The sequence below is a fragment of the Paraferrimonas haliotis genome (assembly GCF_002282895.1).
In the GTDB taxonomy this organism is placed as follows: domain Bacteria; phylum Pseudomonadota; class Gammaproteobacteria; order Enterobacterales; family Shewanellaceae; genus Paraferrimonas; species Paraferrimonas haliotis.
In genome coordinates this window covers 766,390-792,364 of record NZ_NRRB01000001.1, presented here as the reverse complement: position 1 = coordinate 792,364, position 25,975 = coordinate 766,390, and the positions used below count along the sequence as shown (strand labels likewise).

Annotated in this window: 21 protein-coding genes; 8 read left to right on the top strand and 13 right to left on the bottom strand. The window is 49.0% G+C overall.

Features of this window, described 5'->3' with window-relative positions; all coding sequences use genetic code 11:
- Window positions 1-106 precede the first annotated feature (106 nt).
- Genes mazG through rlmD form a run of 3 tightly spaced genes read right to left on the bottom strand, consistent with a single transcriptional unit; the run spans window position 107 to window position 4,494 of the window.
- On the bottom strand, window positions 107-925 hold the full coding sequence (gene mazG / locus CLC91_RS03660) for a nucleoside triphosphate pyrophosphohydrolase (RefSeq protein WP_233132564.1): 819 nt from the start codon (window positions 923-925) through the stop codon (window positions 107-109).
- On the bottom strand, window positions 925-3,141 hold the full coding sequence (gene relA / locus CLC91_RS03655; RefSeq protein WP_095500013.1) for a GTP diphosphokinase: 2,217 nt from the start codon (window positions 3,139-3,141) through the stop codon (window positions 925-927). Before relA ends, mazG begins: the two co-directional genes overlap by 1 nt.
- A gap of 9 nt (window positions 3,142-3,150) precedes the next feature.
- A complete protein-coding gene (gene rlmD, locus CLC91_RS03650) occupies window positions 3,151-4,494 on the bottom strand; it encodes a 23S rRNA (uracil(1939)-C(5))-methyltransferase RlmD (RefSeq protein WP_095500012.1) in 1,344 nt (447 codons plus the stop codon).
- A gap of 106 nt (window positions 4,495-4,600) precedes the next feature.
- Between rlmD and barA the strand changes: the two genes are divergently transcribed.
- A complete protein-coding gene (barA, locus tag CLC91_RS03645) occupies window positions 4,601-7,396 on the top strand; it encodes a two-component sensor histidine kinase BarA (RefSeq protein WP_095499622.1) in 2,796 nt (931 codons plus the stop codon).
- A gap of 2 nt (window positions 7,397-7,398) precedes the next feature.
- Window positions 7,399-8,007 (top strand): DUF416 family protein, encoded by a 609-nt coding sequence (locus CLC91_RS03640; RefSeq protein ID WP_095499621.1) that lies wholly within the window; start codon window positions 7,399-7,401, stop codon window positions 8,005-8,007.
- 9 nt (window positions 8,008-8,016) lie between these two features.
- Here CLC91_RS03640 and CLC91_RS03635 read toward each other — a convergent pair whose 3' ends face one another.
- From CLC91_RS03635 to ettA, 10 genes are all read right to left on the bottom strand, one after another.
- Window positions 8,017-8,517 (bottom strand): phosphatidylglycerophosphatase A family protein, encoded by a 501-nt coding sequence (locus tag CLC91_RS03635; RefSeq protein ID WP_095500033.1) that lies wholly within the window; start codon window positions 8,515-8,517, stop codon window positions 8,017-8,019.
- The gene (thiL, locus tag CLC91_RS03630) at window positions 8,501-9,463 is read right to left on the bottom strand and encodes a thiamine-phosphate kinase (protein WP_095499620.1); all 963 of its coding nucleotides are present in this window, start codon (window positions 9,461-9,463) and stop codon (window positions 8,501-8,503) included. The genes CLC91_RS03635 and thiL overlap by 17 nt, the downstream gene beginning before the upstream one ends.
- A gap of 49 nt (window positions 9,464-9,512) precedes the next feature.
- Window positions 9,513-9,917, bottom strand: coding sequence for a transcription antitermination factor NusB (gene nusB, locus CLC91_RS03625; RefSeq protein WP_095499619.1), 405 nt, complete (start codon window positions 9,915-9,917; stop codon window positions 9,513-9,515).
- A gap of 2 nt (window positions 9,918-9,919) precedes the next feature.
- Window positions 9,920-10,396 carry a 6,7-dimethyl-8-ribityllumazine synthase gene (gene ribH, locus CLC91_RS03620; RefSeq protein ID WP_095499618.1) on the bottom strand — a complete coding sequence of 159 codons (477 nt, stop codon included), beginning with the start codon at window positions 10,394-10,396 and terminating at the stop codon, window positions 9,920-9,922.
- Window positions 10,397-10,501: 105 nt separating this feature from the next.
- Entirely contained in the window at window positions 10,502-11,605 is a 1,104-nt protein-coding gene (gene ribBA, locus CLC91_RS03615; RefSeq protein WP_095499617.1) for a bifunctional 3,4-dihydroxy-2-butanone-4-phosphate synthase/GTP cyclohydrolase II, read from the bottom strand.
- Window positions 11,606-11,636: 31 nt separating this feature from the next.
- Window positions 11,637-12,290 (bottom strand): riboflavin synthase, encoded by a 654-nt coding sequence (locus CLC91_RS03610; RefSeq protein ID WP_095499616.1) that lies wholly within the window; start codon window positions 12,288-12,290, stop codon window positions 11,637-11,639.
- Complete coding sequence (ribD, locus tag CLC91_RS03605) at window positions 12,290-13,423, bottom strand: bifunctional diaminohydroxyphosphoribosylaminopyrimidine deaminase/5-amino-6-(5-phosphoribosylamino)uracil reductase RibD (protein ID WP_095500011.1); 1,134 nt, start codon at window positions 13,421-13,423, stop codon at window positions 12,290-12,292. The genes CLC91_RS03610 and ribD overlap by 1 nt, the downstream gene beginning before the upstream one ends.
- Window positions 13,424-13,461: 38 nt before the next feature.
- Window positions 13,462-13,914: a transcriptional regulator NrdR gene (gene nrdR, locus CLC91_RS03600; RefSeq protein ID WP_095499614.1), complete on the bottom strand. Its 453-nt coding sequence runs from the start codon at window positions 13,912-13,914 to the stop codon at window positions 13,462-13,464.
- A 178-nt stretch (window positions 13,915-14,092) separates the two neighbouring features.
- Window positions 14,093-15,349: a serine hydroxymethyltransferase gene (glyA, locus tag CLC91_RS03595; RefSeq protein WP_095500010.1), complete on the bottom strand. Its 1,257-nt coding sequence runs from the start codon at window positions 15,347-15,349 to the stop codon at window positions 14,093-14,095.
- Window positions 15,350-15,593: 244 nt separating this feature from the next.
- Window positions 15,594-17,261: an energy-dependent translational throttle protein EttA gene (ettA, locus tag CLC91_RS03590; protein WP_095500009.1), complete on the bottom strand. Its 1,668-nt coding sequence runs from the start codon at window positions 17,259-17,261 to the stop codon at window positions 15,594-15,596.
- Between the two features lie 458 nt (window positions 17,262-17,719).
- Between ettA and CLC91_RS03585 the strand changes: the two genes are divergently transcribed.
- The 6 genes from CLC91_RS03585 to CLC91_RS03560 all read left to right on the top strand — a co-directional run bounded on the left by CLC91_RS03585 (window position 17,720) and on the right by CLC91_RS03560 (window position 25,848).
- Window positions 17,720-18,967 carry an HlyD family efflux transporter periplasmic adaptor subunit gene (locus CLC91_RS03585; protein ID WP_095500008.1) on the top strand — a complete coding sequence of 416 codons (1,248 nt, stop codon included), beginning with the start codon at window positions 17,720-17,722 and terminating at the stop codon, window positions 18,965-18,967.
- The gene (locus tag CLC91_RS03580; protein ID WP_095500007.1) at window positions 18,967-21,222 is read left to right on the top strand and encodes a peptidase domain-containing ABC transporter; all 2,256 of its coding nucleotides are present in this window, start codon (window positions 18,967-18,969) and stop codon (window positions 21,220-21,222) included. The genes CLC91_RS03585 and CLC91_RS03580 overlap by 1 nt, the downstream gene beginning before the upstream one ends.
- 291 nt (window positions 21,223-21,513) lie before the next feature.
- Complete coding sequence (locus CLC91_RS03575) at window positions 21,514-21,732, top strand: class IIb bacteriocin, lactobin A/cerein 7B family (protein WP_095499609.1); 219 nt, start codon at window positions 21,514-21,516, stop codon at window positions 21,730-21,732.
- Between the two features lie 30 nt (window positions 21,733-21,762).
- The gene (locus CLC91_RS03570; RefSeq protein WP_095500006.1) at window positions 21,763-22,698 is read left to right on the top strand and encodes a peptidoglycan DD-metalloendopeptidase family protein; all 936 of its coding nucleotides are present in this window, start codon (window positions 21,763-21,765) and stop codon (window positions 22,696-22,698) included.
- A gap of 126 nt (window positions 22,699-22,824) precedes the next feature.
- Window positions 22,825-24,252: a phosphohexomutase domain-containing protein gene (locus tag CLC91_RS03565; RefSeq protein WP_233132563.1), complete on the top strand. Its 1,428-nt coding sequence runs from the start codon at window positions 22,825-22,827 to the stop codon at window positions 24,250-24,252.
- A gap of 129 nt (window positions 24,253-24,381) precedes the next feature.
- Window positions 24,382-25,848, top strand: a complete 1,467-nt coding sequence (locus CLC91_RS03560; RefSeq protein ID WP_095500005.1) for a capsule assembly Wzi family protein — start codon at window positions 24,382-24,384, stop codon at window positions 25,846-25,848.
- Window positions 25,849-25,975 lie beyond the last annotated feature (127 nt).

Below are 25,975 nucleotides of genomic sequence, written 5' to 3'. Positions count from 1 at the left end.
CCTCTCGGACGGGGAATTAGTATAACAAAAGCCGTTAATCGCCACAATTAGCAATTTACTAAAATGCGCTAAAAGTCATCGTACGTCAGTTGCTTAATAGCGCAAATTATTCTTGTTTTGCTCGCACCCAATAGGCTTCTAACTCATCTAAGCTGTGCTCATCAAAACCGCGCTGCGATTGAGCTACCTGAGTTTCTACTGAGCGAAAACGCTCACTAAACTTGCGATTAGCATGTCGCAACGCCTGTTCTGGGTTCACCTTAAGATGACGAGCGAGGTTAACCGTTGCAAACAACAAATCACCCATTTCATCCAATACTCTCTGGGAATCTACCTCTGTCTGCTCAACCTCGGCCATGACTTCTTCAATTTCTTCGTGAACTTTGGCGACCACCGGCGCTAATATTTGCCAATCAAAGCCAACGCTGGCCGCTCGCTTTTGGATCTTGTTCGCCCGAGTCAACGCAGGTAACGCCAGAGGAATATCGTCCATTAACGAATATTGCTGGCGCTTCTCACGCTCTTGTGTCTTTAACGCTTCCCACTGGCTTAATGCTTGCTCAGCGTTACGAGAATCCGGTGTCGTTAATCGGCTATCACCGTATATATGAGGGTGGCGCTGCTTCAGCTTAGTCACCAACTGCGTGGCCACAGAAGCAAAATTAAACTGCCCTTGCTCTGCCCCTAATTGACAGTAAAATACCACCTGAAACAACAAATCACCAAGCTCTCCGGGAAGCGCCTGCCATTGCTGCTGTTCAATGGTCTCAGCCACCTCGTAAGCTTCTTCTAAGGTGTGAGGTACAATGGACTCGAAACTTTGCGCCTTATCCCAAGGGCAGCCGTCAGGCCCTCTCAAGCGAGCCATCAGCTCCAACAGGTCTTCTAACGCCATAGCCGTTTGTTGCTTGTCCGGCATCGTCATTATTTTCGTATACTCTCTATGACCCCTGGAACCTGCTCAAGCTTATGCAAAATGCGAGATAAGCCGTCGATATTAGTGAACTCAAGCTCCAATTCAATTTTAGCCACTTGGCGTTTGCCATCTACTTTATGGCTCATGTTCAACACGTCTATTTTCTCATTAGCCAGCAGCAAGGTAACGTCTCGCAATAACCCCGCTCGTTCATTTGAAACAACCTGCACTCGGACTCTAAATCCGCCACTGCAGTTTTCCCCCCAAACCACATCCACCATGCGTTCTGGTGATTTTTCCAACAGCTCTTTTAACTGCGAGCAGTCTTGACGATGCACGCTGATGCCTCGCCCTTGGGTAATAAAGCCCTGAATGCTGTCTCCGGGAACCGGATGGCAACACTTAGCGATTTGGGTCATTAAATTACCAACGCCATCCACCTCAATCAGGCCTTTGTTCGGCTTCTTATTCGCCGGCGACGATTTTTTAAGTAAACGCTCAACCTGTTCCTGTTCGGGTTCAGGCTGCTCTTGTCGTAACCGACTTTGAACGTGATTAATAACCTGGTTAATGCGAACATCACCACCGCCAACTGCCGCCATTAAATCGTCTAAGCTGTGAACATTAAACCGCTCAATAGCGCTAGCAGCGTCCTTAAGGTGTAAGCCCACTTTACCAAGCTCTGTTTCTAAGATTTCCTTACCCGCAACTAAGTTCTTATCGCGATCTTGTTGCTTGAACCAATGGGATATCTTAGAGCGGCCGCGCTGCGAATTAATGTAGCCGAGATTGGGATTCAGCCAATCGCGCTTGGGGTTGGGTTGCTTAGAGGTAATGATTTCCACGCGCTCACCGGTGGCAACCTGATAAGTAAAGGGTACAATGCGGCCATCAACTTTGGCACCAATGGCTTTGTGCCCCACTTGCGAGTGAATGTAATAAGCAAAATCCAACACGGTTGAGCCCAAAGGCAAATCAACCACTTCACCGCCCGGGGTAAACACGTACACTCGGTCTTCAAAAACTTGTGAGCGGATTTCTTCCACCAAGTTACCGGATTCGGCCACGTCTTCTTGCCACTGCAAAATTTTGCGCAGCCAGTTAATGTTCTCTTCGTAGCCAGAAGGCTTACCGCCGCCACTGCCCTCTTTGTATTTCCAATGAGCCGCCACCCCTAATTCAGCATCTTGATGCATGGCATCGGTGCGAATTTGAATTTCTACGGTCTTTCCTTGTGGACCTAGCACCACGGTATGAATCGATTGATAACCGTTCGGCTTAGGGTTAGCCACGTAATCATCGAATTCTTGCGGTATGTGCTTAAAGAGTGAATGCACCACTCCTAATGAGGCGTAACAGTCTTGCAAGCGCTCGGTAACAATGCGCACCGCTCGCACATCAAACAACTCATCAAACTGCAGCTGTTTGTTTTGCATTTTTTTCCAAATGGAATAAATGTGCTTGGGGCGACCGTATACCTTGCCTTTCACCTTATCGGCATCCAGTTGCTGTTGGACACTCGCCACAAACGCTTCTATGTAATCTTCTCGGGCAATGCGCTTTTCGTCGAGCAGCTTGGCTATGCTTTTGTAGGTTTCTGGGTGCAAGTACCGAAAGGCCAGATCTTCCAGTTCCCACTTTAACTGACCGATACCTAAGCGATTCGCGAGCGGCGCAAATACGTCTGAAATCTCTCGAGCCAGCAACACCCGCTCCGTCTCTTCGAGATGTTTGGCTTCGCGCAGCAGCACCACTCGCTCGGCGAGCTTTATCACCACCGCACGCACGTCTTCCACCATGGCCAACAGCATTCGCCGCAAATTATCGATTTGTCCGGGGTTAGAAGAAGATTGTGATAAGTTCAACGTGCGGATAGCATCCATCGCCTGTACGCTCTGCACCAGCGTTGCCAGACTTTTGCCAAACTGCTCTTCAATGCCTGCTATGTCTATCCAGTCAGCTTCATGAGCAACAAACAATACCGACGCCTGCAAGGTTTCAAGATCCATGTTAAGCGGCGATAATATTTCAATGAGCTCGCGACTGTGGGCCGAGCAACGTTTAAGCTGTGCATCGTCACTGCTTTGTTTCTCAGCAATGGCCAGCACCCCTTTTATCGTTTCAAGCAAGGCTTGGCTCTGCTCTTCATCCGATGTATGCCGTTGTACCCATGACGTTAAATCAACATTAGGACCGGTAAAATGCGCCTCGCGTACTGCTACCATGTGCTTTCGCTATCCTTTTTTTTCCAGCAGAGCCATTGATTCTAAATGATGTGTTTGTGGAAACATATCCACCAAGCCCAATTTTTTCAGTCGATACCCTTGTTTGGCCAGAATTTGACAGTCTCGAGCCAAGCTTGCCGGGTTACACGATACGTAAACAATGGCCTTCGGCTCCATTTTCTTTAGCTGCTCCAGCACCTCGCCTGCGCCAGCTCGTGCCGGATCAAGCAAAAGCTTATCCACTTTTTGTAGCCACGGCCGCGAGCTCGCAAAGTCTGACAGATCTTCATGATAAAAGAAGCAGTTATCCACCCCATTAAGCTCGGCGTTGGCGCGCGCTTGCGCAACCATCTCAACAACGCCTTCAACCCCTATCACCTCACAATTCGGGGCTTGTTTTGCCAGCGCTAACGTAAAATTACCCACGCCACAAAACAAATCCAACACTCGTTCGCCGGCTTGTATGTCTAGCCACTGCAGCGCTTGCTCAACCATGCGTTGATTAACGGCTTCGTTCACTTGAATAAAGTGGTTGGGTGCAAAAGCTAAATTCAAATCATAACGGGGTAATGGATACGACAAACCGAACTGAGCCTGCGCAAGCCCATGGTGGCCACCTTGATTGTCTCTAAAAATCACGCCCACCTGAAACCGATCGGCCAGCTCAGCCAATAAAGCTTTGTCGCCACTGAGAAAAGGTTTCAATTGTCGCAATATCAATACGGTCTGCTCACCGGCTTGCAACAGCTCCACATGGCCAACCCGAGTGATGTCATCAAATTGCTCAAAGGTTTGTCTCAAGGGGGTAAGCATTGCCGCCAACGACGCGTCCATCACCGGGCACTCACTAATGTCGATGATGCGTTCAGACGCACTGGCTCTAAACCCTAAATGAAAGCCGGTAGCATCGCTAAACGGTTTTAATGACAGACGCGCTCGGCGTCGATAGCCCCAATCGCTGCCAGCAATAACCGGGCTTAACGGCACCTTTTCCATCTGCGAATACTTGTCCATTAAACTTTCGAGACTGGCTTGCTTGGCTTGTTGTTGCTGGTCGTTGTTTAGGTGTTGCATGTCGCAGCCGCCGCATTCTTGGTAATGGGGGCACAAAGGATTAATCCGATGCGAGCTGGCCTCAATCACGTTAAGTAATTGCCCTTTTGCGTATTTGCTCTTTACCTCGGTTAGGCTAATCTCAACCTTCTCTCCCACCAGCGCACCGGCGACAAACACCACTTTGCCTTGGTGTTGGGCGATTCCCGCGCCTTTATGATCTAATCGCTCGATCACAACTTTTAGTTTGCGTGACAAGCCTTTTCGAGACTTTGGTTTTGCTTTAAAAAATTGCGCCATGACAAGCCTTTATCGGATGATTACAACGCTTCAAGAGCGTGTTATTCTGGGTAAATAATTCTTACTAATGCGGCAATTTGCCTGAAACCCATGCAATTGTCACCTGATGATGATGAAAAGCAACTATAGCCTACGAACTTGGGTTCTACTACTTGCGTTAGCACCGTCCATTTTGCTAGGAGTAATGTTAGGCGGCTACTTCAGCAACGAGCGCATAGAAAACTTAGATCACGCGCTGAAAGTGCAAGCTATGAACATTATTGAGCCGCTGGCGCTCGCCAGTGAAGCCGGTTTTACCTATTCCAATCGTGAGCACATTAAGCGCATCATCAATATGGCTCACCAACGTCAAAGTGAGTTGGTTAAATCCATCGCCGTCTTCACCGAAAAGAACATTCTTCACGTAACTACCTCATACCACCGCGATTTTGAATTAATGCGACTGCCGGCGCCTGTGCGCACCTTAGATAAATCAGAGGTTCAGCACATCGGCACCACCATGATTGTGCGCAGCCCGATTTTTTCACCGGACTATGACCACAGCGGCCCGGCCAGAACTCAAGACATCATTGGCTATGTGTCGATGGATATGAACAAAGAACACGTGCTGTTGGAGCAACATAAACTTGCCATAACCACCTTCGTTATCATTTTGATAGGGATCCAACTGAACTTGTTCTTTTCGTTCAAATTAGTGCGAGGCATGACCCGCCCGATACAAGAGATGGTAACCCAGATGGACGCCATTCGCAGAGGCCAGTTAGCCAGCCGTGTTGAAGGCGAAACCATCGGTGAACTTGAAGAACTGCGACTGGGTATTAATGGCATGGCACAAACCCTTGGCGACTATCATCGAGAAGTACAAGCCTCGGTGGAACAGGCCACATCAGACATGCGACAAACCATTGAGCAGGTGGAAATCCAAAACATTGAGCTGGACATCGCCAAGCGCAAAGCTGAAACCGCCAGTCAAATAAAAACCGATTTTCTGGCTAACATGTCCCATGAACTTAGAACCCCGCTTAATGGCATTATTGGCTTTTCAAGACAACTGCAAAAATCACAGTTGCATCGCAGTCAGCGCGATTATTTACGTACCATTGAGCACAGTGCCTCTAGTTTGCTTAACATCATTAACGACATTCTCGACTTATCAAAACTTGAAGCCGACAAAATGGCCATCGAACACCTGCCCTTCTCTGTTTACGAGTGCGTTGAAGACTCCCTTACCTTGTTATCCACGGCAGCGGCGGACAAAGGCTTAGAATTAGTGGTGGACATCGACCCAAACATTCCAGAGAGTTTGTCTGGCGACGCCATGCGTTTAGGACAAATACTGTCTAATTTGGTGGCCAACGCCATTAAATTCACAGACGAAGGCGTAGTGCGCATTCAAGTTGAGCAGCTGGAGCAAAAAGGCGACCGACTGAGCATTAAAGCACAGGTACATGATTCCGGCATTGGCATCTCGGCGGCTCAACAAGAAAAGCTGTTCCAAGCCTTTAACCAAGCCGACTCTTCCATTAGCCGTAAATACGGAGGCACCGGCTTGGGCTTGGTCATCTGTCGCCGTTTGGTTAAAAAAATGGGGGGTGAGATTGGATTCAGCTCGAAACCAGATGTGGGCTCAACCTTCTGGTTTACTTTGCCGCTTACCACCAGCCCTTACGCCATTCGCGACTTAATGCCTACGGAGTTATTACAACATAAGAGCGTGCTTTTATATCAGCCGCTTGCGCAAACCCGTAAGGTCATGGAAAAGGCCTTAAACCACTATCAATTGGCCGTTACCTCTTGCCCAGATTTAGACAGTTTTTATGAACACATAAACAAGCAACAAAGCTACGACTTTATCATCAGCGCTTGCTGTGAAACCGCCATGGATAAAAAACAAGAGCCCTTGGCCATACAGCAGCTACAAGCCCTAACGCCGCGGTTAATCATCACCCATGGTAACCAAAACTTAGAAAGCATCGAGCCGTTAATGCGCAACAATGCTGATAACCTGTTGGCCATGCCTATTGTCCACAAACGCTTACTGCAGTGTCTGCTATACCCAAATGGCGAGCCGAGCGAGTCGCACGAAGCCAAATCGGCACCCCACGACGAACCTTCGTCCTTGTATCAAACCATGGCTGAACTAAGGCATGCGAAAGTATTGGCGGTGGACGATAACCCTTCAAATTTAAAGCTTATCAAAACCTTATTAGAAGAAAATGTTACCGAAGTAGTGTCGGTTAACTCTGGCACTCAGGCCATTAGAGAATGCCGAGAGCAAGCCTTCGACGTTATCTTCATGGACATACAAATGCCAGGCATTGACGGCTTAAGCGCTACTCGAATTATTCGCAGTAACGGTTTAAATCAGCGCACACCCATCATTGCCGTGACCGCTCACACCCTGTCAGAGGAGCGTCACAAGTACATGCAATCCGGTATGGACGGTTATTTAGCCAAGCCCATTATGGAAAATGAGTTGGTGGCCAGCTTGTCCACTTGGTTGGCAAAAGGCGAAACCGAATCCAAGCTGCAACTGCCCTGCATCGATTGGAAATTAGCCCTAAGTCAGGCCAATAATAACGCCGAGCTGGCCAAAGAAATGATCCAAATGATGCTGGATGACCTGCCCAACGCTCACACCAACATACGTCGAGCCATGACACACAATGATAACAGCTTGGCTCAGCAAAGCGTTCATAGGCTTCACGGTGCCGCCTGCTATGCCGGTGTAGTGTCTATGCAACGACAATGTGCCGACATCGAAACCCAACTGAAGCAAGGCGTTACCCTTGCGACTCTAGAGCCGGAAATACTGCAGTTACTTGACGAAATAAATAAGGTAGAATCGGCGGCTATTGAATTGCTACAAAGCCAACCTCAGCTAGAGAGTTCCAGGAGATAACCATGGCCAATGTCGCCGGCTTTTTTCAACGCGTTAAAGATCTGAGCTTCTCGCAAAAACAATTGTTTGCCATCGCCTTGTGTCAACGCATGCAACCTAACTTCAACTTCTTTTGGCGAGAAAAAGGTGGCGAACTCAGCGAAAAAGCACAGAAACAATTCGATATCACCTTAGGCCTGTTGTGGCAAAAACTCTACGACCGCAAATTAAAAGTCAATTACGAAGTGCACATTGAGCGTTTAGAAGCGGTTACGCCAGACATTGATAACGAAGACTTATACGCCGCTCGCCCTGCCATGGACGCTTGCGTAACCTTGGTGGTTATTCTAAATGCACTGGAAACCAAAAATGACGAAGAATTGATAAACGTCAGCCGCATTTCAAACTCTACCGTAATTACCTATTTAGAAGCCTTCGACGACAACGAGCTAAGCGGTGAGGCACTGACGAAACACATTATGTCGCACCCAATGTTGAACGACGAAAAGCAACTGCAAGCCAGCCTATTAGAATGGGCAGAACAGGCCAATCCAGCCGATGCAGAACAAACCAAAGCCTTGCGAGCCGAGTTGGTAGCCACCCCGGTCAGCAATTTAGGCATTGAGTTGTAACCGAGAAAACTAGCCGATTAAGCCGCTGTAGGCCAGCGCTTGTACGCAAGCAAGCGCGAAAAAGCCGGCAATAATATCATCCACCATAATGCCAAAACCACCATGAACTTTGGCGTCTAACCAGCGGATTGGCCACGGTTTTACTATGTCGAATAGACGAAACAGCGCAAACCCGATAAGCCACCAAATCCAGCCGCTTGGCAGCAAAATAAAGGTAATTAACAGCCCGGCAATTTCATCCCAAACAATGGCGCCGTGATCATGCACCCCCATGTCCTTAGAGGCTCTATCGCAAATGTATACCCCTGCCCCGCACACCAGCGCTGTGATGGCGAGATACCCGATCAGTGGCAAGTCCATCATCAAATAAAACAAAGGCAATGCTGCTAACGTGCCAAAGGTACCTGGCGCTTTTGGCGCAAGACCGCTGCCAAAGCCTAACGCCAAGAAATGGATGGGATTCTTCAATGACAATTTGTCGATAGGATTCGGCTTATTCAAAGTGCTGATACCCTTTTGCTTCAGAGTGCCAACGTTTGCCATCGAGCTCGTAGGTAAGCTCAGGCGACGACATCACCTGACCAATACAAGTGTAGCGAACGCCGGCTTCCGACATTGCCATATCCAGTGCTGCACTTTCTGAGCGTGGCACCGTGAACAACAATTCGTAATCCTCACCGCCGGCAAGCGCCATTTCGCGGGCGTTGTCTTCACCTACCGCCTTTACCAAGTTATCCGATAACGGCAAGGCACCCACATCAAGCAGCGCTCCCACTTTAGAGCTGCTCAGCAAGTGGCCTAAATCCGAGGCCAAACCATCGGAAATGTCCAAACAGGCTGACGCAATTCCTCGTAACAATTGCCCAGCATGAACGCGTGGGCTTGGGTAGTAGTGGGCTTTAATGGCTTGTGCGGTAACATCGGCATCAAACTCGTGCTCACCTAAAATGCACTGTAAGCCTAAAGCCGAATCGCCCAAGTTGCCGGTCACATAGATATTGTCACCAGGACGGGCACCGCTGCGAGTTAACGCGGTCCCGGTAGGCACGTAGCCTGCTATGGTAATACTCAAGGTAACTTGATCACCTTTACAGGTATCACCGCCAATTAGCTGCACATGATAATAATCACAGACGCTTTTAAGGCCGTTGCTAAACGGCTCTAACCACGCCTCATCGCCTTCTGGCATTACAATCGCAAGGGTTAACCAAGAGGGTATAGCGCCCATAGACGCCAAATCCGAAAGGTTAGCAACCACGGCTTTATGGGCCAATGCTTCGCCTGGCATGTCAGCAACAAAATGGGTGCCTTCAACTAAGGTATCGCAAGACACCACAATTTGATGTTCGATTCGAGATTGCACAATGGCGCAATCGTCGCCCACACCAAGAATCACATCTTTACGACGCGGACCTACGTTTTCGAAATAGCGATGGATGATGTCGAATTCTTTCACAAATAAAGCAAAGGCGACCCTGTGGTCGCCTTCCTCAAGTCAGTAGCAGTTAGCGAGAAGCAGCGAGTTTATCTAAAGCGCCATTAACGAACTTATGAGCATCTTCGGCTCCAAAAGCTTTAGCAAGCTCGATGGATTCGTTAATAACCACCTTATAAGGCACATCTTTACGATGAATTAACTCGAATGCACCCAGTCTAAGCACCGCTTTTGCTACCGGGTCTACCTCTTCAACGCTGCGATCCAACCATGGCTTAATGGCATCGTCTAGCTGGCTGGCGTTATTCGCCACCCCAACAAATAGCTCGCGAAAATAGTCGACGTCAACGCCTTTGGTTTCTTGCTCAGTTAAAATATTTAACTCAACATCAGCGATGGCGTTACCGCTTAGCTGCCATGAATAAATGGCTTGAACAGCAAGGCGACGAGCCTTACGGCGCTCAGATGGCTTCATAATTACAGTTGCTCTTCCAAATTCTGTAGCACGTTGATCATTTCTAGTGCGCCAAGGGCAGCTTCGCCACCTTTATTACCGGCTTTGGTGCCAGCGCGCTCAACGGCTTGTTCTATGGTATCGGTGGTCAGTACACCGAATGAAACAGGAGTATCAAACTCCAACATGACTTGCGCCAGTCCTTTGTTACATTCTCCAGCAACGAAATCGAAGTGAGGCGTACCGCCACGAATGACCGCACCCAATGCGATAATGGCGTCGTACTTACCCGATGCCGCCACACGGCGTGCTGCTAGTGGCAATTCGAAAGCGCCAGGAACACGGACAACGGTGATGTTTTCTTCGCTCATATCGCCAAAACGTACCAAGGTATCTTTAGCGCCTTCTAACAAGCTTTCAACGATAAAGCTGTTAAAGCGGGAAATTACAATCGCGACTTTCGCGTCTTTTGCGGCAATATTGCCTTCAATAACTTTCATTGTATGTCCTTTGTTGGTGGACTTGTTGAAACACAACAAGCCATTCCAAGTCAATGCGGCGCTATGATAGCAAAAATCTAAGCGCCCTGCGTAAATTTATTTAGCTTACTCTTCGACGTATTCAGTCACTTCAAGACCGAAGCCAGACAAGGCGTGATATACCTTAGGGGAGCTGAGTAAACGCATATTAGAAACACCCAAATCCGCCAAGATTTGTGAGCCAATACCAACGGTACGGCTAGTGCCTTGCCACTTCGCTGGGATTTGGGCCTCACCGCGGTCTTGAGCTTCAAAGGCTTTCAGCTTCTCAAGCAACTGCTCGGAGCGTTCTTCATTACCTAAGATGACCAATAATCCACCTTCATCGCCAATGCGTGCCAGCGCTTTGTCTAACGGCCAACTGCGAGACTGGTCGCGCTCCGAATAGAGCAAATCATTGAAGGTGTTTTGCAAGTGCACTCGCACCAGAGGATTATCGCCAAGTTCGCCTTTTTGCATCACGTAGTGCAATTGGTTGTCGATGGTATCGCGGTATGTAATGAGCTCAAACTCGCCATAGCGTGTTGGCATTTTGCACTGAGCTTCTTTAACCACAGTGGTTTCTTTGTGATTGCGATATTCAATTAAGTCGGCAATGGTGCCAATTTTAATGTCGTGTTCTTTGGCAAAGATCTCCAAGTCGGGACGACGCGCCATGGTGCCGTCTTCCTTTAGAATCTCAACAATAACACTGGCCGGTTGGTGACCCGCTAAACGCGCTAAGTCGCAACCCGCTTCGGTGTGCCCTGCACGAACCAGTACCCCGCCTTCTTGCGCCATAAGTGGGAAAATGTGTCCCGGCTGGACCAAATCCGCCGCCACTGCATTTTTGGCAACTGCCGCTTCAACGGTGCGGGCTCTGTCCTGCGCTGAAATACCCGTGGTTACGCCTTGTGCAGCTTCAATCGATACGGTGAAGTTGGTTGAGTATTGAGCATTATTGTTGGTCACCATCAGTGGCAAACTCAATTGTTCACAGCGCTCACGAGTTAACGTTAAGCAAATTAGACCGCGTCCGTATTTCGCCATAAAGTTAATCGCTTCCGGAGTCACTTTATCGGCGGCTAGAATCAAATCGCCTTCATTCTCTCGATCTTCATCGTCCATCAAGATGACCATCTTGCCAGCGGCCATGTCTTGGATCAGTTCTTCAATATTATTCAGTGCCATGGGGCATCCTTAACATCTTGGGTAATTTGAGTTAACGGGTGAAGCCTGCTTTGGCCAACGCGTCAAGTGATAATCCTTGGGGCTGAGTCGGCTGCTGTGCGCTCATCAGCTGCTCTAAGTAGCGAGCAATTAAATCCACTTCTAAATTCAGTTCATCATTAACTTGCAGGTGCTCTAAGGTGGTTTCGAGTGCCGTATGAGGGACAATGGTCAGTCTAAAGCTACCGGCTTTTAATTCGTTAACCGTGAGACTAACACCGTCTACGGTAACCGAGCCTTTATAGGGTATGTAGCGTGCTAATGCCGCCGGTGGTTGAATCCAAAACTCGATGGCGTCACCAACTTGGTTGCGCTCAATGCAGGTCGCTTTACCGTCCACATGACCCGAGACCATGTGCCCCCCTAAGCGGGTGTTTGGGGTGACCGCCCGCTCTAGATTTACTCGTTGGCCAATTTGGTAATCACTGAATCCGGTGAGTTTCACGGTTTCAGCGGAGACATACGCGCTAAAGCCTTGAGGGTGCAATTGGGTAACGGTTAGGCAAACGCCATTGGTGGCGATGGAGTCGCCAAGCTGGGTGCCTTCGAGAGGTAGTTTGCCGCTGTTCACTTGTAGCGCCAGCCCTTGTTGGTGACGCTGGATTTGACAAATCGTGCCTGTGGCCTCAATGATTCCTGTAAACATTAGTCTCGTTTCAATATTAAGCGGGTATCCACGCCAAATTGACGGGATTCGATGCATGTTAACAATGACACTTGTTCCATTCTGCTAAGCGCATCATGTTTTAGCAAGTCTCGACCGTCATTGCCTATCAATTTAGGCGCTTGATATAAAATCAATTCATCCACCAGCTGCTGTTGAACAAATGCCCCTGCAAGGGTAGCGCCAGCTTCCACAAGCACTTCGTTAATGCCTTGCTTAGCCAGTAATTCTAGCAGCTGCTTAAGGTCATCAGGATCCGATTGGCTTAATTGTTCAGTTTTGACCCAGTCGGGCCATTGGCAGCGATAATCTTGCTGTGATACCAGCAACAACGGCTGCTTATCCTGAGCCATCTGAATGCTCGGAGTGAGCTTGGCTTGCCTGTCGAGCACTACTCTCAATGGCGCTTGTAACTGGCTGAGCTGCTGCAGGTCGCGGCCATAGGCAGCCCATTGCTGCGGTCGAACGGTGAGCGAAGGGTTGTCACGCTGTACCGTGCCTCGCCCGGTAATCACGGCGCAGCTTAAAGCGCGCCAATCCTGCACATCTGTGCGCGCTTGCGGGCCGGTTATCCACTTAGATTCGCCATTGGCCAGCGCGGTTTTACCGTCTAGGGTAGCGGCGAGCTTAACCCGTACATAAGGAAGCCCGGTTTCCATGCGCTTGAAAAAGCCTGGATTGAGCGCCCGAGCTTGGGTTTGCAAGACTCCGGTGACGACCTCAATGCCCGCTTGCTGAAGCATAGCGATGCCCTTGCCGGCGACTTGTGGGTTGGGATCCACCATCGCCACCACCACTTTGCTCACCTTGGCGTCGATTAACGCTTGCGCGCATGGCGGAGTGCGACCAAAGTGACTGCAAGGCTCTAAGGTTACGTAAGCACAGGCGCCTTGCGCCTTATCGGCCGCTTGCGCTAGCGCGTGAACTTCGGCATGAGGACCGCCCGCTTTGATATGGTAGCCCTCTCCTACCACGTGTCCATTAGCAACAATGACACAGCCGACTTTGGGGTTGGGACGAGTGGAATAACGGCCCTTGCGCGCCAAACGAATAGCGCGCTGCATCATTTCGATATCTACAGAAGAAACATGGGGTGTAGCAAGATCTTGAGTCATTTAAGCGATCTCATTAACGCGTCGAGACAATGGCGCTATCAAATCTTTTCCAAGCTGGCGATGACCTCGCCGAACTGACTGACGTCTTCAAAAGCTCGATAAACACTGGCGAAGCGAATGTAAGCGACTTTGTCCAACTCCTTGAGCTGATCCATAACCAAGTTGCCTACCATGGAGCTGTCCACTTCTCGCTCGCCGGTAGCACGCAGTTCCGACTTGATGCGGCTAATGCTTTTTTCAATTTGCTCCATGGAGACAGGGCGCTTTTCAACAGCACGTTGAATGCCATTTCTAAGTTTATCTTCATCGAATGGCTGGCGCGAACCGTCGTGTTTAATGATGCGCGGCATCACAAGCTCCGCAGTTTCAAACGTGGTGAAGCGCTCGCTGCAAACATTACAACTGCGCCTTCTACGCACTTGGTGGCCATCAGCAACCAATCGCGAATCGATGACTTTCGTATCGTTAGCAGCACAAAAAGGACAATGCATAACTACCTAAACCTCTAAACTCGGGGACGTACCCTCTTAGCTGTTTGTCTATTGGGGACGTACCCTTTTAGCTGTTTGGCTATTGGGGACGTACCCTTTTCTACCTTCGGCTATAGGGGTACGTCCCCAAAGGCGCTGGGGTACGTCCCTTTTAGCGTTTAGTTGCGCAGAGGAGCTTTTATGCGTAAACGGGGAAGCGGCCACAAAGCTCGACCACTTGCCCTTTCACTTTTTCGATGACCGCTTGGTCACCCATACTCTCTAGAATGTCGCAAATCCAATTGGTAAGCAGCTTAGCTTCCGCTTCGCTAAAGCCTCTGCGTGTAATTGCTGGTGAGCCGATGCGCAAACCCGAAGTAACAAACGGCGAGCGCGGATCGTTAGGAACTGAGTTCTTGTTAACCGTTATGTTAGCCGCACCAAGAGCTGCATCCGCGTCTTTACCAGTGATGTCCTTATCAATAAGATCCAGCAGGAATAGATGGTTGTGAGTGCCACCGGAGACCACATTGAATCCTCGTTCGATAAAGGTAGCTGCCATCGCTTGAGCGTTTTTAACAACCTGAGCTTGGTAGGTCTTAAACTCTGGCTCTAGCGCTTCTTTAAAGGCAACGGCTTTAGCTGCGATAACGTGCATGAGTGGCCCGCCTTGGCCCCCTGGGAATACTGCTGAATTTAGCTTTTTATATAAAGTCTCATCGCCTTCCGCAGACAAAATCAATCCACCACGAGGACCCGCGAGTGTTTTATGCGTAGTTGTAGTCACGACGTGAGCATGCGGAACAGGATTTGGGTACACACCCGCTGCAATCAAGCCTGCAACGTGGGCCATATCAACGAATAAGTATGCGCCGGTAGCATCAGCAATTTCACGCATCTTTGCCCAATCAACAACGCCAGAATAAGCTGAAAAACCACCAATGATCATTTTTGGTTGATGCTCTTTTGCCAGCGCTAGAATCTCATCGTAATCCAATTCTCCGGTCTCAGAATCGATACCATATGGAATGGCGTTGTAGTGTTTTCCAGAGAAGTTCACCGGAGAACCATGAGTAAGATGCCCACCATGGTCAAGGCTCATACCTAAAACCGTGTCACCTGGCGAAATCAGTGCCATAAACACAGCCGCATTTGCCTGTGAGCCAGAATGCGGTTGTACGTTGGCATACTCTGAACCAAACAGTTCATTGGCGCGACTGATGGCTAATTGCTCAGCAATGTCGACGTACTCACAACCACCGTAATAACGTTTACCTGGATAACCTTCCGCGTATTTGTTTGTCAGCTGAGAACCTTGAGCCTCTAGCACTCTAGGGCTGGTATAGTTCTCTGAAGCAATTAACTCAATATGCTCTTCTTGACGGCGGGTCTCGTTAACAATCGCTTGGTGCAACTCGGGATCGAAATCGGCAATATTCATTGCTTTGTTCAGCATTCGTCTCTCCTGACGCAATTAAAGTTGTTTTGGGAAGATTAGGGGTTGGCCGCATTCTATCGAAAACTGTGAGCTAACACTAGCGATAACGCAAAAACCTAGGGGACGTACCCTTGTGGATAACTCCCATTTGGGGACGTACCCTTTTTTCGAAAAGAGCGAATGGGGACGTACCCCTGTGGATAACTAGCGAAAAGGGACGTACCCCTCCGGCAAACTGCCAAAAGGGTACGTCCCCAAGCTGTTACTTGCTCATGCGCTTGTACTTTAAGCGATGCGGCTCGATGGCTTCTTTACCTTGAGTTTCTTTCAACCAAGCGGTGTATTCGTTGTAGTTACCTTCGAAGAAGTTCACTTGGCCTTCATCGCGATAGTCCAAAATGTGAGTTGCAATGCGATCTAAGAACCAACGGTCATGCGAAATCACCATGGCACATCCAGGAAACTCTAACAACGCTTCTTCCAAAGCTCGTAAGGTTTCCACATCCAAGTCGTTGGTTGGCTCATCGAGCAATAACATGTTGCCGCCCGCTTTAAGCAATTTAGCCAAGTGCACGCGGTTGCGCTCACCGCCCGACAGCTCGCCGATGATCTTTTGCTGATCCGAACCGCGGAAGTTAAAACGGCCAACATAAGCGCGCGACGGGATCTCAGTTGCATTAATACGCAAAATATCCTGACCTTCGGAGATTTCTTGCCATACGGTATTGCTATCCACCATCGAATCGCGGAACTGATCCACCGACGCCAGCTGCACGGTATCCCCAAGCTCAATAGAGCCGCTATCCGGCTGCTCCGAGCCGCTCAGCAGTTTAAACAGCGTCGATTTACCGGCACCATTAGGGCCAACAATTCCTACAATCGCACCTTTGGGTATTGAAAAGCTCAAATCATCAATAAGCACTCGATCGCCAAAGGATTTAGTTAAGTTATTTACTTCCACCACTTTGTCGCCAAGACGCGGTCCTGGTGGAATGAACAGCTCATTGGTTTCATTACGCTTTTGACGGTCAGTATTGTTCAGCTCTTCAAAACGAGCCATACGCGCTTTCGACTTAGCCTGTCGACCCTTAGGATTCGAGCGAACCCACTCAAGCTCTTTCTCAATGGATTTCTGACGCGCCTTCTCTGAAGAAGCTTCCTGCGCCAAACGAGCGTCCTTTTGCTCCAGCCAGCTCGAGTAGTTACCTTCCCAAGGAATGCCTTCACCGCGGTCAAGCTCCAAAATCCAGCCAGCAACGTTATCTAAGAAATAGCGGTCGTGAGTAATGGCCACCACAGTTCCCGGATAATCATCCAAGAAGCGTTCAAGCCAGTTCACAGACTCAGCATCCAAGTGGTTCGTTGGCTCATCGAGCAGCAGCATGTCCGGCTTTTCAAGCAACAAGCGACACAAAGCCACCCTACGACGCTCACCACCAGACAGTACGCCAATTTGAGCATCCCACTCCGGCAGACGCAACGCATCGGCTGCTCGCTCCAACTGAGTCTCAATATTATGACCATCGTGTGCTTGAATAATGGCCTCAAGCTGCCCTTGCTCCTTAGCAAGCGCATCAAAATCCGCATCCGCCTCAGCATACAAGGCGTAAACTTCATCCAAGCGTTTCAGCGCATGGGTCACCTCGCCTAAGGCCTCTTCTACTGCTTCTCTCACGGTTTGCGATTCGTCTAACTGCGGCTCCTGCGGTAAATAGCCGATTTTAATGCCCGGCATAGGGCGCGCTTCACCTTCAATTTCGGTATCAAGCCCTGCCATAATTTTAAGCAGCGTCGACTTACCAGCACCGTTAAGACCCAGTACGCCGATCTTCGCACCAGGAAAAAAGCTAAGAGAAATATCTTTTAAGATTTGACGCTTAGGCGGGACTATCTTCCCAACCCTTAGCATCGAATAAACAAATTGCGCCATAACAAAGCACCGTTTCTGTGGTTACCAAAATTGGCGGCTATTTTGTCATATTGCACGGAAAAACTCACGACAGTTAACGCATTTCAACGCCAAGTTAATCAAAAATTCTTCGTTTTTGACGTTAATCACCACTTTAAATATAAGTTTTAGGAATACCTTATAACCAAAATTCTTAAATCATTTAAATTCATAAAGTTACCAAAATAACTCGCAAAATAAAGACGTCAGCTAAGCAATAAACCTATCAAAAAGTAGTAGTAAAACGCCAACAAACGAGCCCTAAATCAAGCCAAATAATTCCCTACATTTTACAAGGGAACTTGCCAAAATCAGAATCAACTTCTAACTTTCTCAGGGTGCCACGTAGGGAACAGGAATGCCGAACAGCAGCAGCTAATTTCAGCGGCTTTCTAAGGCTAAAAACGGATGCAAAAAAAACTACAGGGAGTAGTAACAACATGAATGGACTTTTCAGAAAGCAAGCGGTCACTCACCAGCAACAACGCTTAGAAGGCGAAGTTTGCTTACTACAACCGCTAGCACTCACCACCAGCATTGCCATCACCCTTGTCACCTTTCTAGCCATCGCGGTATTTGTTATCAGCCAAGATTACGCCCGAAAAGAAACCGTGTTTGGCTATTTGCGTCCTAACGCTGGCCTCATCAAAGTCTATCCGCCCCAAAACGGCACCCTAACCGAGTTGCTGGTTACAGAAGGCCAGCTGGTAGAAAAAGGCCAAGTGCTCGCCAAGCTCCAATTACACACCTCCGCCGCGAGCAATCCCGCCTTAGCCAAGCAAATAACCCAAGCGCTGCAACAACAATTGGCGCAACGTCAACAAGAGCGAACCCATTTACGCCAACTGCACAACCAACAGCTTCAGCGTGCACAACAACAGAAACAAGAGCTCACCCAAGCGCTAGAAACCCATCGCCACACCGGCCAACTGCTAGCGCAGCGCGCACAATTGCACAAAAGCCAACTTCAGCAACATCAAGCGCTTGCTCAACAAGGCTTTATTGCTAAAACCCAGATAACCGCTCAGCAAGATCAGCTATATCAGATCCGCCAAGAGCTGAGCCACAACCAAAGCCAACAGCTAAGCCTCGAACAACAAATCAGCCAGCTCAGCAGCGATATTCGCCAATTGCCCATTAGCCAAGCCATGACGCTGTCCAACAACCAACAGCAAATCTCAGAGCTCGAGCAGCGCCTATTGCACAATCATGCCCAGCTGCAAAGCACTATTACTGCCAGTGCCAGTGGCCGAGTTACCACCATTCGTAGCCACACCGGCCAATTTAGAACCAGCAATCAACCGCTACTGAGCATTTTACCCAGCGACAGCGAACTTATTGCTGAATTGCTATTACCTACCCGCAGTGCCGGCTTCATTGATAAAGGCCAACAAGCGCGGATTAGACTCGACGCTTTTCCCTATCAAAAATACGGCTTCATCGACACCGAAATCGTAGAGCTGGATCAGTCGCTGCTATTGCAAAATGAAAGCATGGGGCCGTATTCGTTATCTGAGCCGGTTTACCGAGTGCGAGCCAAACTCGAGCAACAAAGCATCAACGCCTTTGGCAACGAGTTTCCACTGCGCTCAGGCATGCTGTTTCAAGCCGACATTATTTTAGAGCAACAAAGCCTTTTGCAATGGCTGCTCAGCCCAATTAGCAGCTTGCGTGGGAGAGTAAGCTAATGACTAAGGCTGCCAATCAAAGCCAAACCTGGGTGTTGCCCAGTTGGCAGCACGCTTCTCCTGTTGAGGCGCACGCTGGGGAGTCAACCTCCTCTGCCTCGGCGAGTGCCGCAACGGGAGCTTTATCGCCACAGCAGCCGCAATCTCTGCTGCAAAAGCTTAACTTCAGTGGCAACAACCGTCTGCCAGTGATCCGTCAAGACGAAATCGCCGAGTGCGGACTGGCTTGCTTAGCCATGATAGCCAACTACCACGGTCATAAAATGGACCTAGCGGCCATTCGCCAACTCAGTAGCAGCTCGCTTTCAGGCACCAACTTAAAGCAGCTCATCGAATTAGGTGCGCAACTGCAGCTTAATTCTAGAGCGCTTAAGTGCCCGCTAGAGCAGTTACACCAATTGCAGCTACCCGCTATTTTGCATTGGGATCTCAACCACTTTGTGGTACTCGCTCAATGCAAAGCCCACAGCTTAGTGATTCACGATCCCGGCCGTGGCAAAGTCAAACTGACACTTGAGCAAGTAGCTAAACACTTTACCGGCATAGCATTAGAGCTATCACCCCAAAAGGACTTCAAAGCCAAACAGCAACGTCAGCAACTGCAATGGCGGCAACTGTGGCAGCAGCTGATTGGCTTTAAACGCGCTTTGGCTAAACTCATTGCGCTAAGCTTATTGCTGCAAGTCATCAGTTTACTCGGCCCCTATTACATGCAATGGGTGGTGGATGAAGTTTTAGTCAGTCACGACCAAGCGCTGTTAATGGTGCTTGCCATCGGCTTTGCGCTTATTAGCGTCTTTAAAGCCATTAGCCACTGGTTGCGCGGCTATTTAGTTTTGCGAGTAAGCGCTTTGTTTAATCTGAGCCTAGGCAGCAACTTACTCGGCCATTTGTTGCGTTTGCCAATGAACTACTTTATGACGCGCCACATTGGCGATGTGGTTAGCCGTTTTGGCTCTTTGCATCAAGTGCGTGAACGCCTAACCACAGGTCTTTCCGAAACCTTAGTCGATGGCATAATGTCCATTGCGGTGCTGGTATTCATGCTGATGTATTCAGCACAGCTTACGTTGGTCGTAGCCATTGCCATTGCCTTGTATAGCCTCATTCGCCTGTTAAGCTACTCAGCGCTGCACCAAGCTAATGAGCAGCAGATACACGCCAGCGCCAAAGAGCAAAGCCACCTGCTTGAATCCCTAAAAGCCATGCAAACCTTAAAGCTGTTTGCCCAAGAGCAGCGTCGGCACGCCACTTGGCAAAATCGATATGCCGATGTCATTAACGCCGACATTCGCGTAGGCAAGCTAAAAATAAGCCTTGATACCGCCAACAAGCTATTGTTTGGGTTGGAAAATGTTGTGGTTATTTATCTTGCAGCAATGGCTGTAATGGCCTCAGAGTTAAGCGTAGGTATGCTTTTGGCGTTTATGGCCTACAAAGCTCAGTTTATCGAGCGCATCAGTATGCTCATTGAGCAAGCCATTCAGTTTAAAATGCTGCGCCTTCACTTAAATCGCATCGGCGATATTGCCTTAAGCCCAACAGAATCAAACCTTAACGCGCAAATAGCTCAAGTTAATCAAGCACAAATGCGCTTGCAACTAGTAGACGTCTGCTTTAGCTACCCAAACGCCAAGCGTCCACTGCTCAACGGCATCAATTTAACCGTTAAACCAGGACAAAGTATTGCCATCGCCGGTGCTAGTGGCAGCGGTAAAACAACTCTGATGAAAATTCTTTTAGGACTGATTCGTCCCACCAGCGGCCAAGTGCTAGTGAACGGCCAAGACATCGAAGCCATTGGCCTTAGCCAGTACCGTCGCCAAGTGGGTGCGGTGATGCAAGACGACACCTTATTAAGCGGCAGCATTATCGACAATATCGCCGCCTTCGACCCACAACCGAATCTGTCTGCTATAACCGCCGCCGCACAAACCGCGCACATTCATCAAGACATTGAAGCCATGCCCATGGGTTACAACAGCCTAGTGGGCGACATGGGCAATCAGCTATCCGGCGGACAAATTCAGCGGCTCATGCTGGCCAGAGCTCTGTACCAGCAGCCCAAGTTACTGTTGCTCGACGAAGCCACCAGCCACCTCGACGCCAACAACGAAACCCTGATAAACGACCAAATAAAACGGCTCGATCTCACCCGGATCATCATAGCCCACCGAGCCACAACCATAGCGTCTGCAGACCAATGCTATCGCTTAGAGCACGGTCAATTGCACAAGGAGGGCAAACACAGTTAATGAATGTTCAGCTCAACAGAGAGTAACTACAGAAGCCCGAAGCAAAGTGATTTATTTTGGCCAAGCGACACGCACCATCGCAACGCCAATAAGGACAGCATACAGGAAGGCCGCTTAAGTCATCAGGGACGATGAGCCGTATTAAGCACGCCAAGCTTAGCAAGGACGCTGAGCGCTAGGGAAAGCACACACTTTGACGCGGTATTCGGACTTCTTTAGTTGCTTTTTGGCACCACCATAAGCAACACAGCGAGCTAATGGATAGCTCAATATTTTATAAGGAGATTAATTATGTACGAATTACAACAAAGTGAACTTGAACAGGTGAATGGTGGAATTGTACCGATTATCGCAGCTGGTATTGGCGCTGCGGGTGCAATTATCGCTGCGGTTATTGTCGTATCATCTGGTAGCGAATCAGCCTCCCACGAAGGCCCAGATGGAAGCAAGACAACCTGTGCTCCTGGACAGGATTTGACCGTTACCGCCGAAGCTGTCTCCTGTAATTAACGATATTTCCCTCTTTAAGGTGAGCATCAAATGAGAAACTTAAAGCTGTTAGCAAGTATCGCCGCTATTGCATTTGTAATGGTCTTTGGCACGCTTGTTTACGCATTTAATTTGTTCCCTACCGATAACGCCCCAAAGGGAGTTAAAGGTAAAAAAAATGAACAACTAGCCATTGGCTTTTCTCACGATCCCCTTAAAGGGGGCTTTTCAGCCAGCGCTACGAACTTAACGACACAACCGATGCAGCTGCAACTTGAGTTTGTCGAACCCACCTCTACCCACTATCAAATAAACTGGACCGAGCCCAGCAATCTAGGGTTAATATACATTGCGCCCAATCAGAACAAACAGCTCGCAACCCTAATAAGACAATCCACACCAGATAAAAAGTACAGTTTTAGAGTGCGCTCAAGCTTTGCCGCAAATACAGATAATGACTGGGTTAATCGATTTCCCTTACCCATTAAAAGCGAAGCGAAAGTTATTCAATCGCCATCAAAACCAAAATTCTCAATAACAAATTTCCGATATCGCAGTCACTCTGGCTTTAATCAAAATGCAATCGACTTCTTGGTTCCAACCGGCACGCCCGTATACAGCATTAGAAGTGGGCGCGTGGCGTACGTTAAAGAGGACTCTGACTTTGGCTGCCCCGATAAGTCCTGTGTAAAATGGGGCAACATTGTCTCCATATTGCACCACGATGGCACCTTAGCCAGCTACTCTCATCTCAAATTTAACTCAGTGATTCCAGTTGAAGGGCAAATCGTTGAACAAGGCGAGCTCATTGCCTTCAGTGGCGCAACCGGTGGTGGTGGTCTCCCTCACCTACACCTGCAACTTGAAGCCATTGAACATGCCGATAACGGCAAACAACAACTAATCACCGTTGAGCCGTTATTCATCGATCAAAACGGTAGCACCATTCCCATTGTTCAAGGAACCTGGCTCGCATCACGCCGTTAAAATTGCTCAATAATACCCAGGGCCCCAAAAATGCCAAAACCTCAAAAAGCAAACCGCAAAACTCCTGCTAAGATTAAAGTACAAAGGCAATTATATGTCGCTAATTCTATGATTTTGGGGAAAATCGTGCCGCATACTTCAGGAAAACTAACCTGCTTTAAGGCTTATGACATTCGGGGAAAATTAGGTGAGGAGCTTAATGAAGACATCGCCTATCGCATTGGTCGGGCTTTTGGGCAGCATTTAAGCCCTAAAACCGTGGTGCTTGGCGGCGATGTTCGCGAGTCGTCAGAGGCGCTTAAGCTGTCGTTAGCGCTGGGGCTACAAGACGCCGGCGTTAACGTGCTCGACATTGGCATGGTGGGCACCGAAGAAATCTATTTTGCCACCGCACATTTAAAGCTCGATGGCGGCATTGTGGTTACCGCATCTCACAATCCAATCGACTACAACGGCATGAAACTGGTGCGCGAGCAGAGCCGGCCCATCTCGGGAGACTCGGGGCTTTTCGATATTCAAGCACTGGCTGAGTCTAATCAGTTCAGCATAGTGTTGCCAGAGGAACGCGGTGTTTATCGAAAAACCGACATTCAACAGGCTTACGTTGATCACCTACTTAGCTATATTAATGTGTACGATTTAAAGCCGATGAAAGTTGTTGTCAATGCCGGCAATGGTGCAGCCGGTCACGTTATCGATGCCATAGAAAGTCTGTTCAACGACAAAAAAATTCCAATCCGATTTATCAAGGTGCATCACCAGCCCGATGCAACCTTCCCTAACGGCATCCCCAATCCGCTGCTGCCGGAAAATCGAGCCGATACCGCTAATGCTGTTATTAAGCATCAAGCTCACCTAGGTATCGCTTGGGATGGCGACTTTGATCGCTGCTTTTTGTTTGATGAAAACGGCGAATTCATTGAAGGCTACTACATTGTGGGTTTGCTGGCGGAAGCATTTTTGCAACAGCAACAGCAGCAAAAACAACAGCAACCAGAGCAAGCCTCACCCGCTAAAATCATCCACGACCCAAGACTCATTTGGAACACTCAAGACATAGTCCAACAAAATAACGGCCAAGCCATCATGAGTAAAACCGGTCACGCCTTCATCAAAGAGCGCATGCGCGAAGAAGACGCCATTTATGGCGGTGAAATGAGCGCTCATCATTACTTCAAGCGCTTTAATTATTGCGATTCCGGTATGATCCCATGGTTGCTGGTCATCGAGCTGCTTTCAAACAAAAACCAGCCCTTATCCGAGCTGGTCAAAGAGCGTATTCGCGCTTATCCAAGTTCCGGGGAAATCAATTCCACCTTGGCAGAACCCAAAAACAGCATAAATAAAGTGAGCGCCTACTACCAAAAAAGCGCCTGTCAAACCGATCATACCGATGGCCTATCAATGAGCTTTAATGAGCCGCAAGGCCAATGGCGCTTCAACTTGCGCAGCAGCAACACCGAGCCTGTGGTACGACTCAACGTTGAATCCATAAACAACGTTAAACTGATGCAACAAAAAACCGCTGAAATACTGGAGATATTACGTAGCTGATCTGTGCAAATACACTTTTATGCGCATAAAAATCCGCACAAACGCTTTGTGCTGCTACCTCAGCTGCTGCTAATATAGCCCCCCTAAATCAGCTCAAAAATAATACCCATATAGAAGTCGGGACCGTTTATGAAGTCGAAGCTGCTGTTAAGTGCTCTGTTGTTATCCAGTTTTTCCGTGAAAGCCGCTTGGTGGGTCGAGCCCACCGATTTGCCACTACGAGCCGACATCCAATTGTTGGCGGATAGCGGCATCATCACCCACCCGGTAACCACTTACCCGCTTATGTGGGCCCGCATTAAAAACGATCTCGACCAAGCTCAACAACAATCACTTACCACCAACCAGCAACTGGCTTATCAAAGGGTAGTAGCCGCTTACCAGCGCGACCATCAAGCCATTCACAGTAAAATCGAACTCAATGGCGCTACCGACCAAACCCGCTTTATTGGCTTTGGCCAAGACTATCGCGACAAAGCGGCCCTAACAGCCAACGTTGAAGTCACTCAAGACTGGTTTAGTGGACGCTTGGCCGCCAGTTATCATTACGACGCTCAAGATGGCAACCCCAGCCGCCTCGATAACAGCTTCGCTGCGGTCAAACTGGGCAACTGGATAGTAACCGGCGGTGCAGTACAAAAATACTGGGGGCCGGGCTGGGACTCTGGGCTCATTCAAACCACCAATGCCCGTCCCATGCCAGGCATCAGCTTCACAAGAAACGACTCCAGCGCCTTTGAAAGCCCTTGGCTTAACTGGATAGGCCCGTGGACATTCACCACCGCCTTTAGCCAAATGGAAAGTGGCCGTTACGTGCCAGACGCTAAACATTGGGGCGCTCGCGGTACCTTAAAACCCGTCAGCAAATTAGAAATTGGCTTTTCGTGGACCATGCAATGGGGTGGCGAAGGTTACGGCAACAGCCTTAAAGACTGGTGGAACGGCTTATTCAATGGCGGCGTCAGCGAGGGCGACGTTAAAAACGGTCAAGAAAACATGCTGGCAGGCTATGACTTTAGGTGGTCAGACACCGCCTGGGGCGTACCCTATGGCATATACTACGAGCGCATTCACGAAGACTTTCATAACGGCAAAAACCGCTTAATTAACTCAGCCAACATGGGCGGTATCGACGTCTATATAGCCCAGTTTAACACTCGAGTATTTGCCGAATATTCAGACACCGCAGTGGCCTGTGGCATCGACTCCAGTATTTATAACTGCTTGTACGAACATGGTTTTTATCGCGACGGTTATCGCTACTATGGCCGCAGTCTCGGCAGTACCTACGACAACGACTCTCGAGTGTTTGTGTTGGGAGCCATTACCCAGCTAAGCCACGGCCAAAGCATTACTAACAAGTTTCGCTGGGCCCGCTTAAACACCGACGGTAATGATAGAGGCGAGCCCGGTGGCAATCCGGTATCGCCCGGTCGCTACGAACGCTTATATCAAGTCGACAGCAGCTATCATAGGCCCTTTTATCACGGCAAGCTCAAGCTTGGTGGAACCTTGGGCTACAGCGAATACCCAATCACTGACCATAGCAGCCATTGGGACGCCACGGTATACGCCGGTTGGGAACGGCGCTTTTAAGCGCCCTTTTGCGGTAACAGGCTCATAAGATCTGCCGCAAGCACTGATTATCTGATAACATCAGGCTTACCAAAAAATAACATTGCGACGCACCTAAAAAGGATTGTGTGATGCTTCGAAGTTTGCG

Excerpts from the sequence above, each read along its gene's own strand:
- ribBA (WP_095499617.1), bottom strand. The coding sequence starts at position 11,605 with ATGGCACTGAATAATATTGAAGAACTGATCCAAGACATGGCCGCTGGC.
- mazG (WP_233132564.1), bottom strand. The coding sequence starts at position 925 with ATGACGATGCCGGACAAGCAACAAACGGCTATGGCGTTAGAAGACCTG.
- ribH (WP_095499618.1), bottom strand. The coding sequence starts at position 10,396 with ATGAAAGTTATTGAAGGCAATATTGCCGCAAAAGACGCGAAAGTCGCG.
- ribD (WP_095500011.1), bottom strand. The coding sequence starts at position 13,423 with ATGACTCAAGATCTTGCTACACCCCATGTTTCTTCTGTAGATATCGAA.
- CLC91_RS03575 (WP_095499609.1), top strand. The coding sequence starts at position 21,514 with ATGTACGAATTACAACAAAGTGAACTTGAACAGGTGAATGGTGGAATT.
- relA (WP_095500013.1), bottom strand. The coding sequence starts at position 3,141 with ATGGTAGCAGTACGCGAGGCGCATTTTACCGGTCCTAATGTTGATTTA.
- CLC91_RS03580 (WP_095500007.1), top strand. The coding sequence starts at position 18,967 with ATGACTAAGGCTGCCAATCAAAGCCAAACCTGGGTGTTGCCCAGTTGG.
- glyA (WP_095500010.1), bottom strand. The coding sequence starts at position 15,349 with ATGCTGAACAAAGCAATGAATATTGCCGATTTCGATCCCGAGTTGCAC.
- nusB (WP_095499619.1), bottom strand. The coding sequence starts at position 9,917 with ATGAAGCCATCTGAGCGCCGTAAGGCTCGTCGCCTTGCTGTTCAAGCC.
- CLC91_RS03610 (WP_095499616.1), bottom strand. The coding sequence starts at position 12,290 with ATGTTTACAGGAATCATTGAGGCCACAGGCACGATTTGTCAAATCCAG.
- CLC91_RS03640 (WP_095499621.1), top strand. The coding sequence starts at position 7,399 with ATGGCCAATGTCGCCGGCTTTTTTCAACGCGTTAAAGATCTGAGCTTC.
- CLC91_RS03570 (WP_095500006.1), top strand. The coding sequence starts at position 21,763 with ATGAGAAACTTAAAGCTGTTAGCAAGTATCGCCGCTATTGCATTTGTA.
- barA (WP_095499622.1), top strand. The coding sequence starts at position 4,601 with ATGATGATGAAAAGCAACTATAGCCTACGAACTTGGGTTCTACTACTT.
- rlmD (WP_095500012.1), bottom strand. The coding sequence starts at position 4,494 with ATGGCGCAATTTTTTAAAGCAAAACCAAAGTCTCGAAAAGGCTTGTCA.
- ettA (WP_095500009.1), bottom strand. The coding sequence starts at position 17,261 with ATGGCGCAATTTGTTTATTCGATGCTAAGGGTTGGGAAGATAGTCCCG.
- nrdR (WP_095499614.1), bottom strand. The coding sequence starts at position 13,914 with ATGCATTGTCCTTTTTGTGCTGCTAACGATACGAAAGTCATCGATTCG.
- CLC91_RS03560 (WP_095500005.1), top strand. The coding sequence starts at position 24,382 with ATGAAGTCGAAGCTGCTGTTAAGTGCTCTGTTGTTATCCAGTTTTTCC.
- CLC91_RS03585 (WP_095500008.1), top strand. The coding sequence starts at position 17,720 with ATGAATGGACTTTTCAGAAAGCAAGCGGTCACTCACCAGCAACAACGC.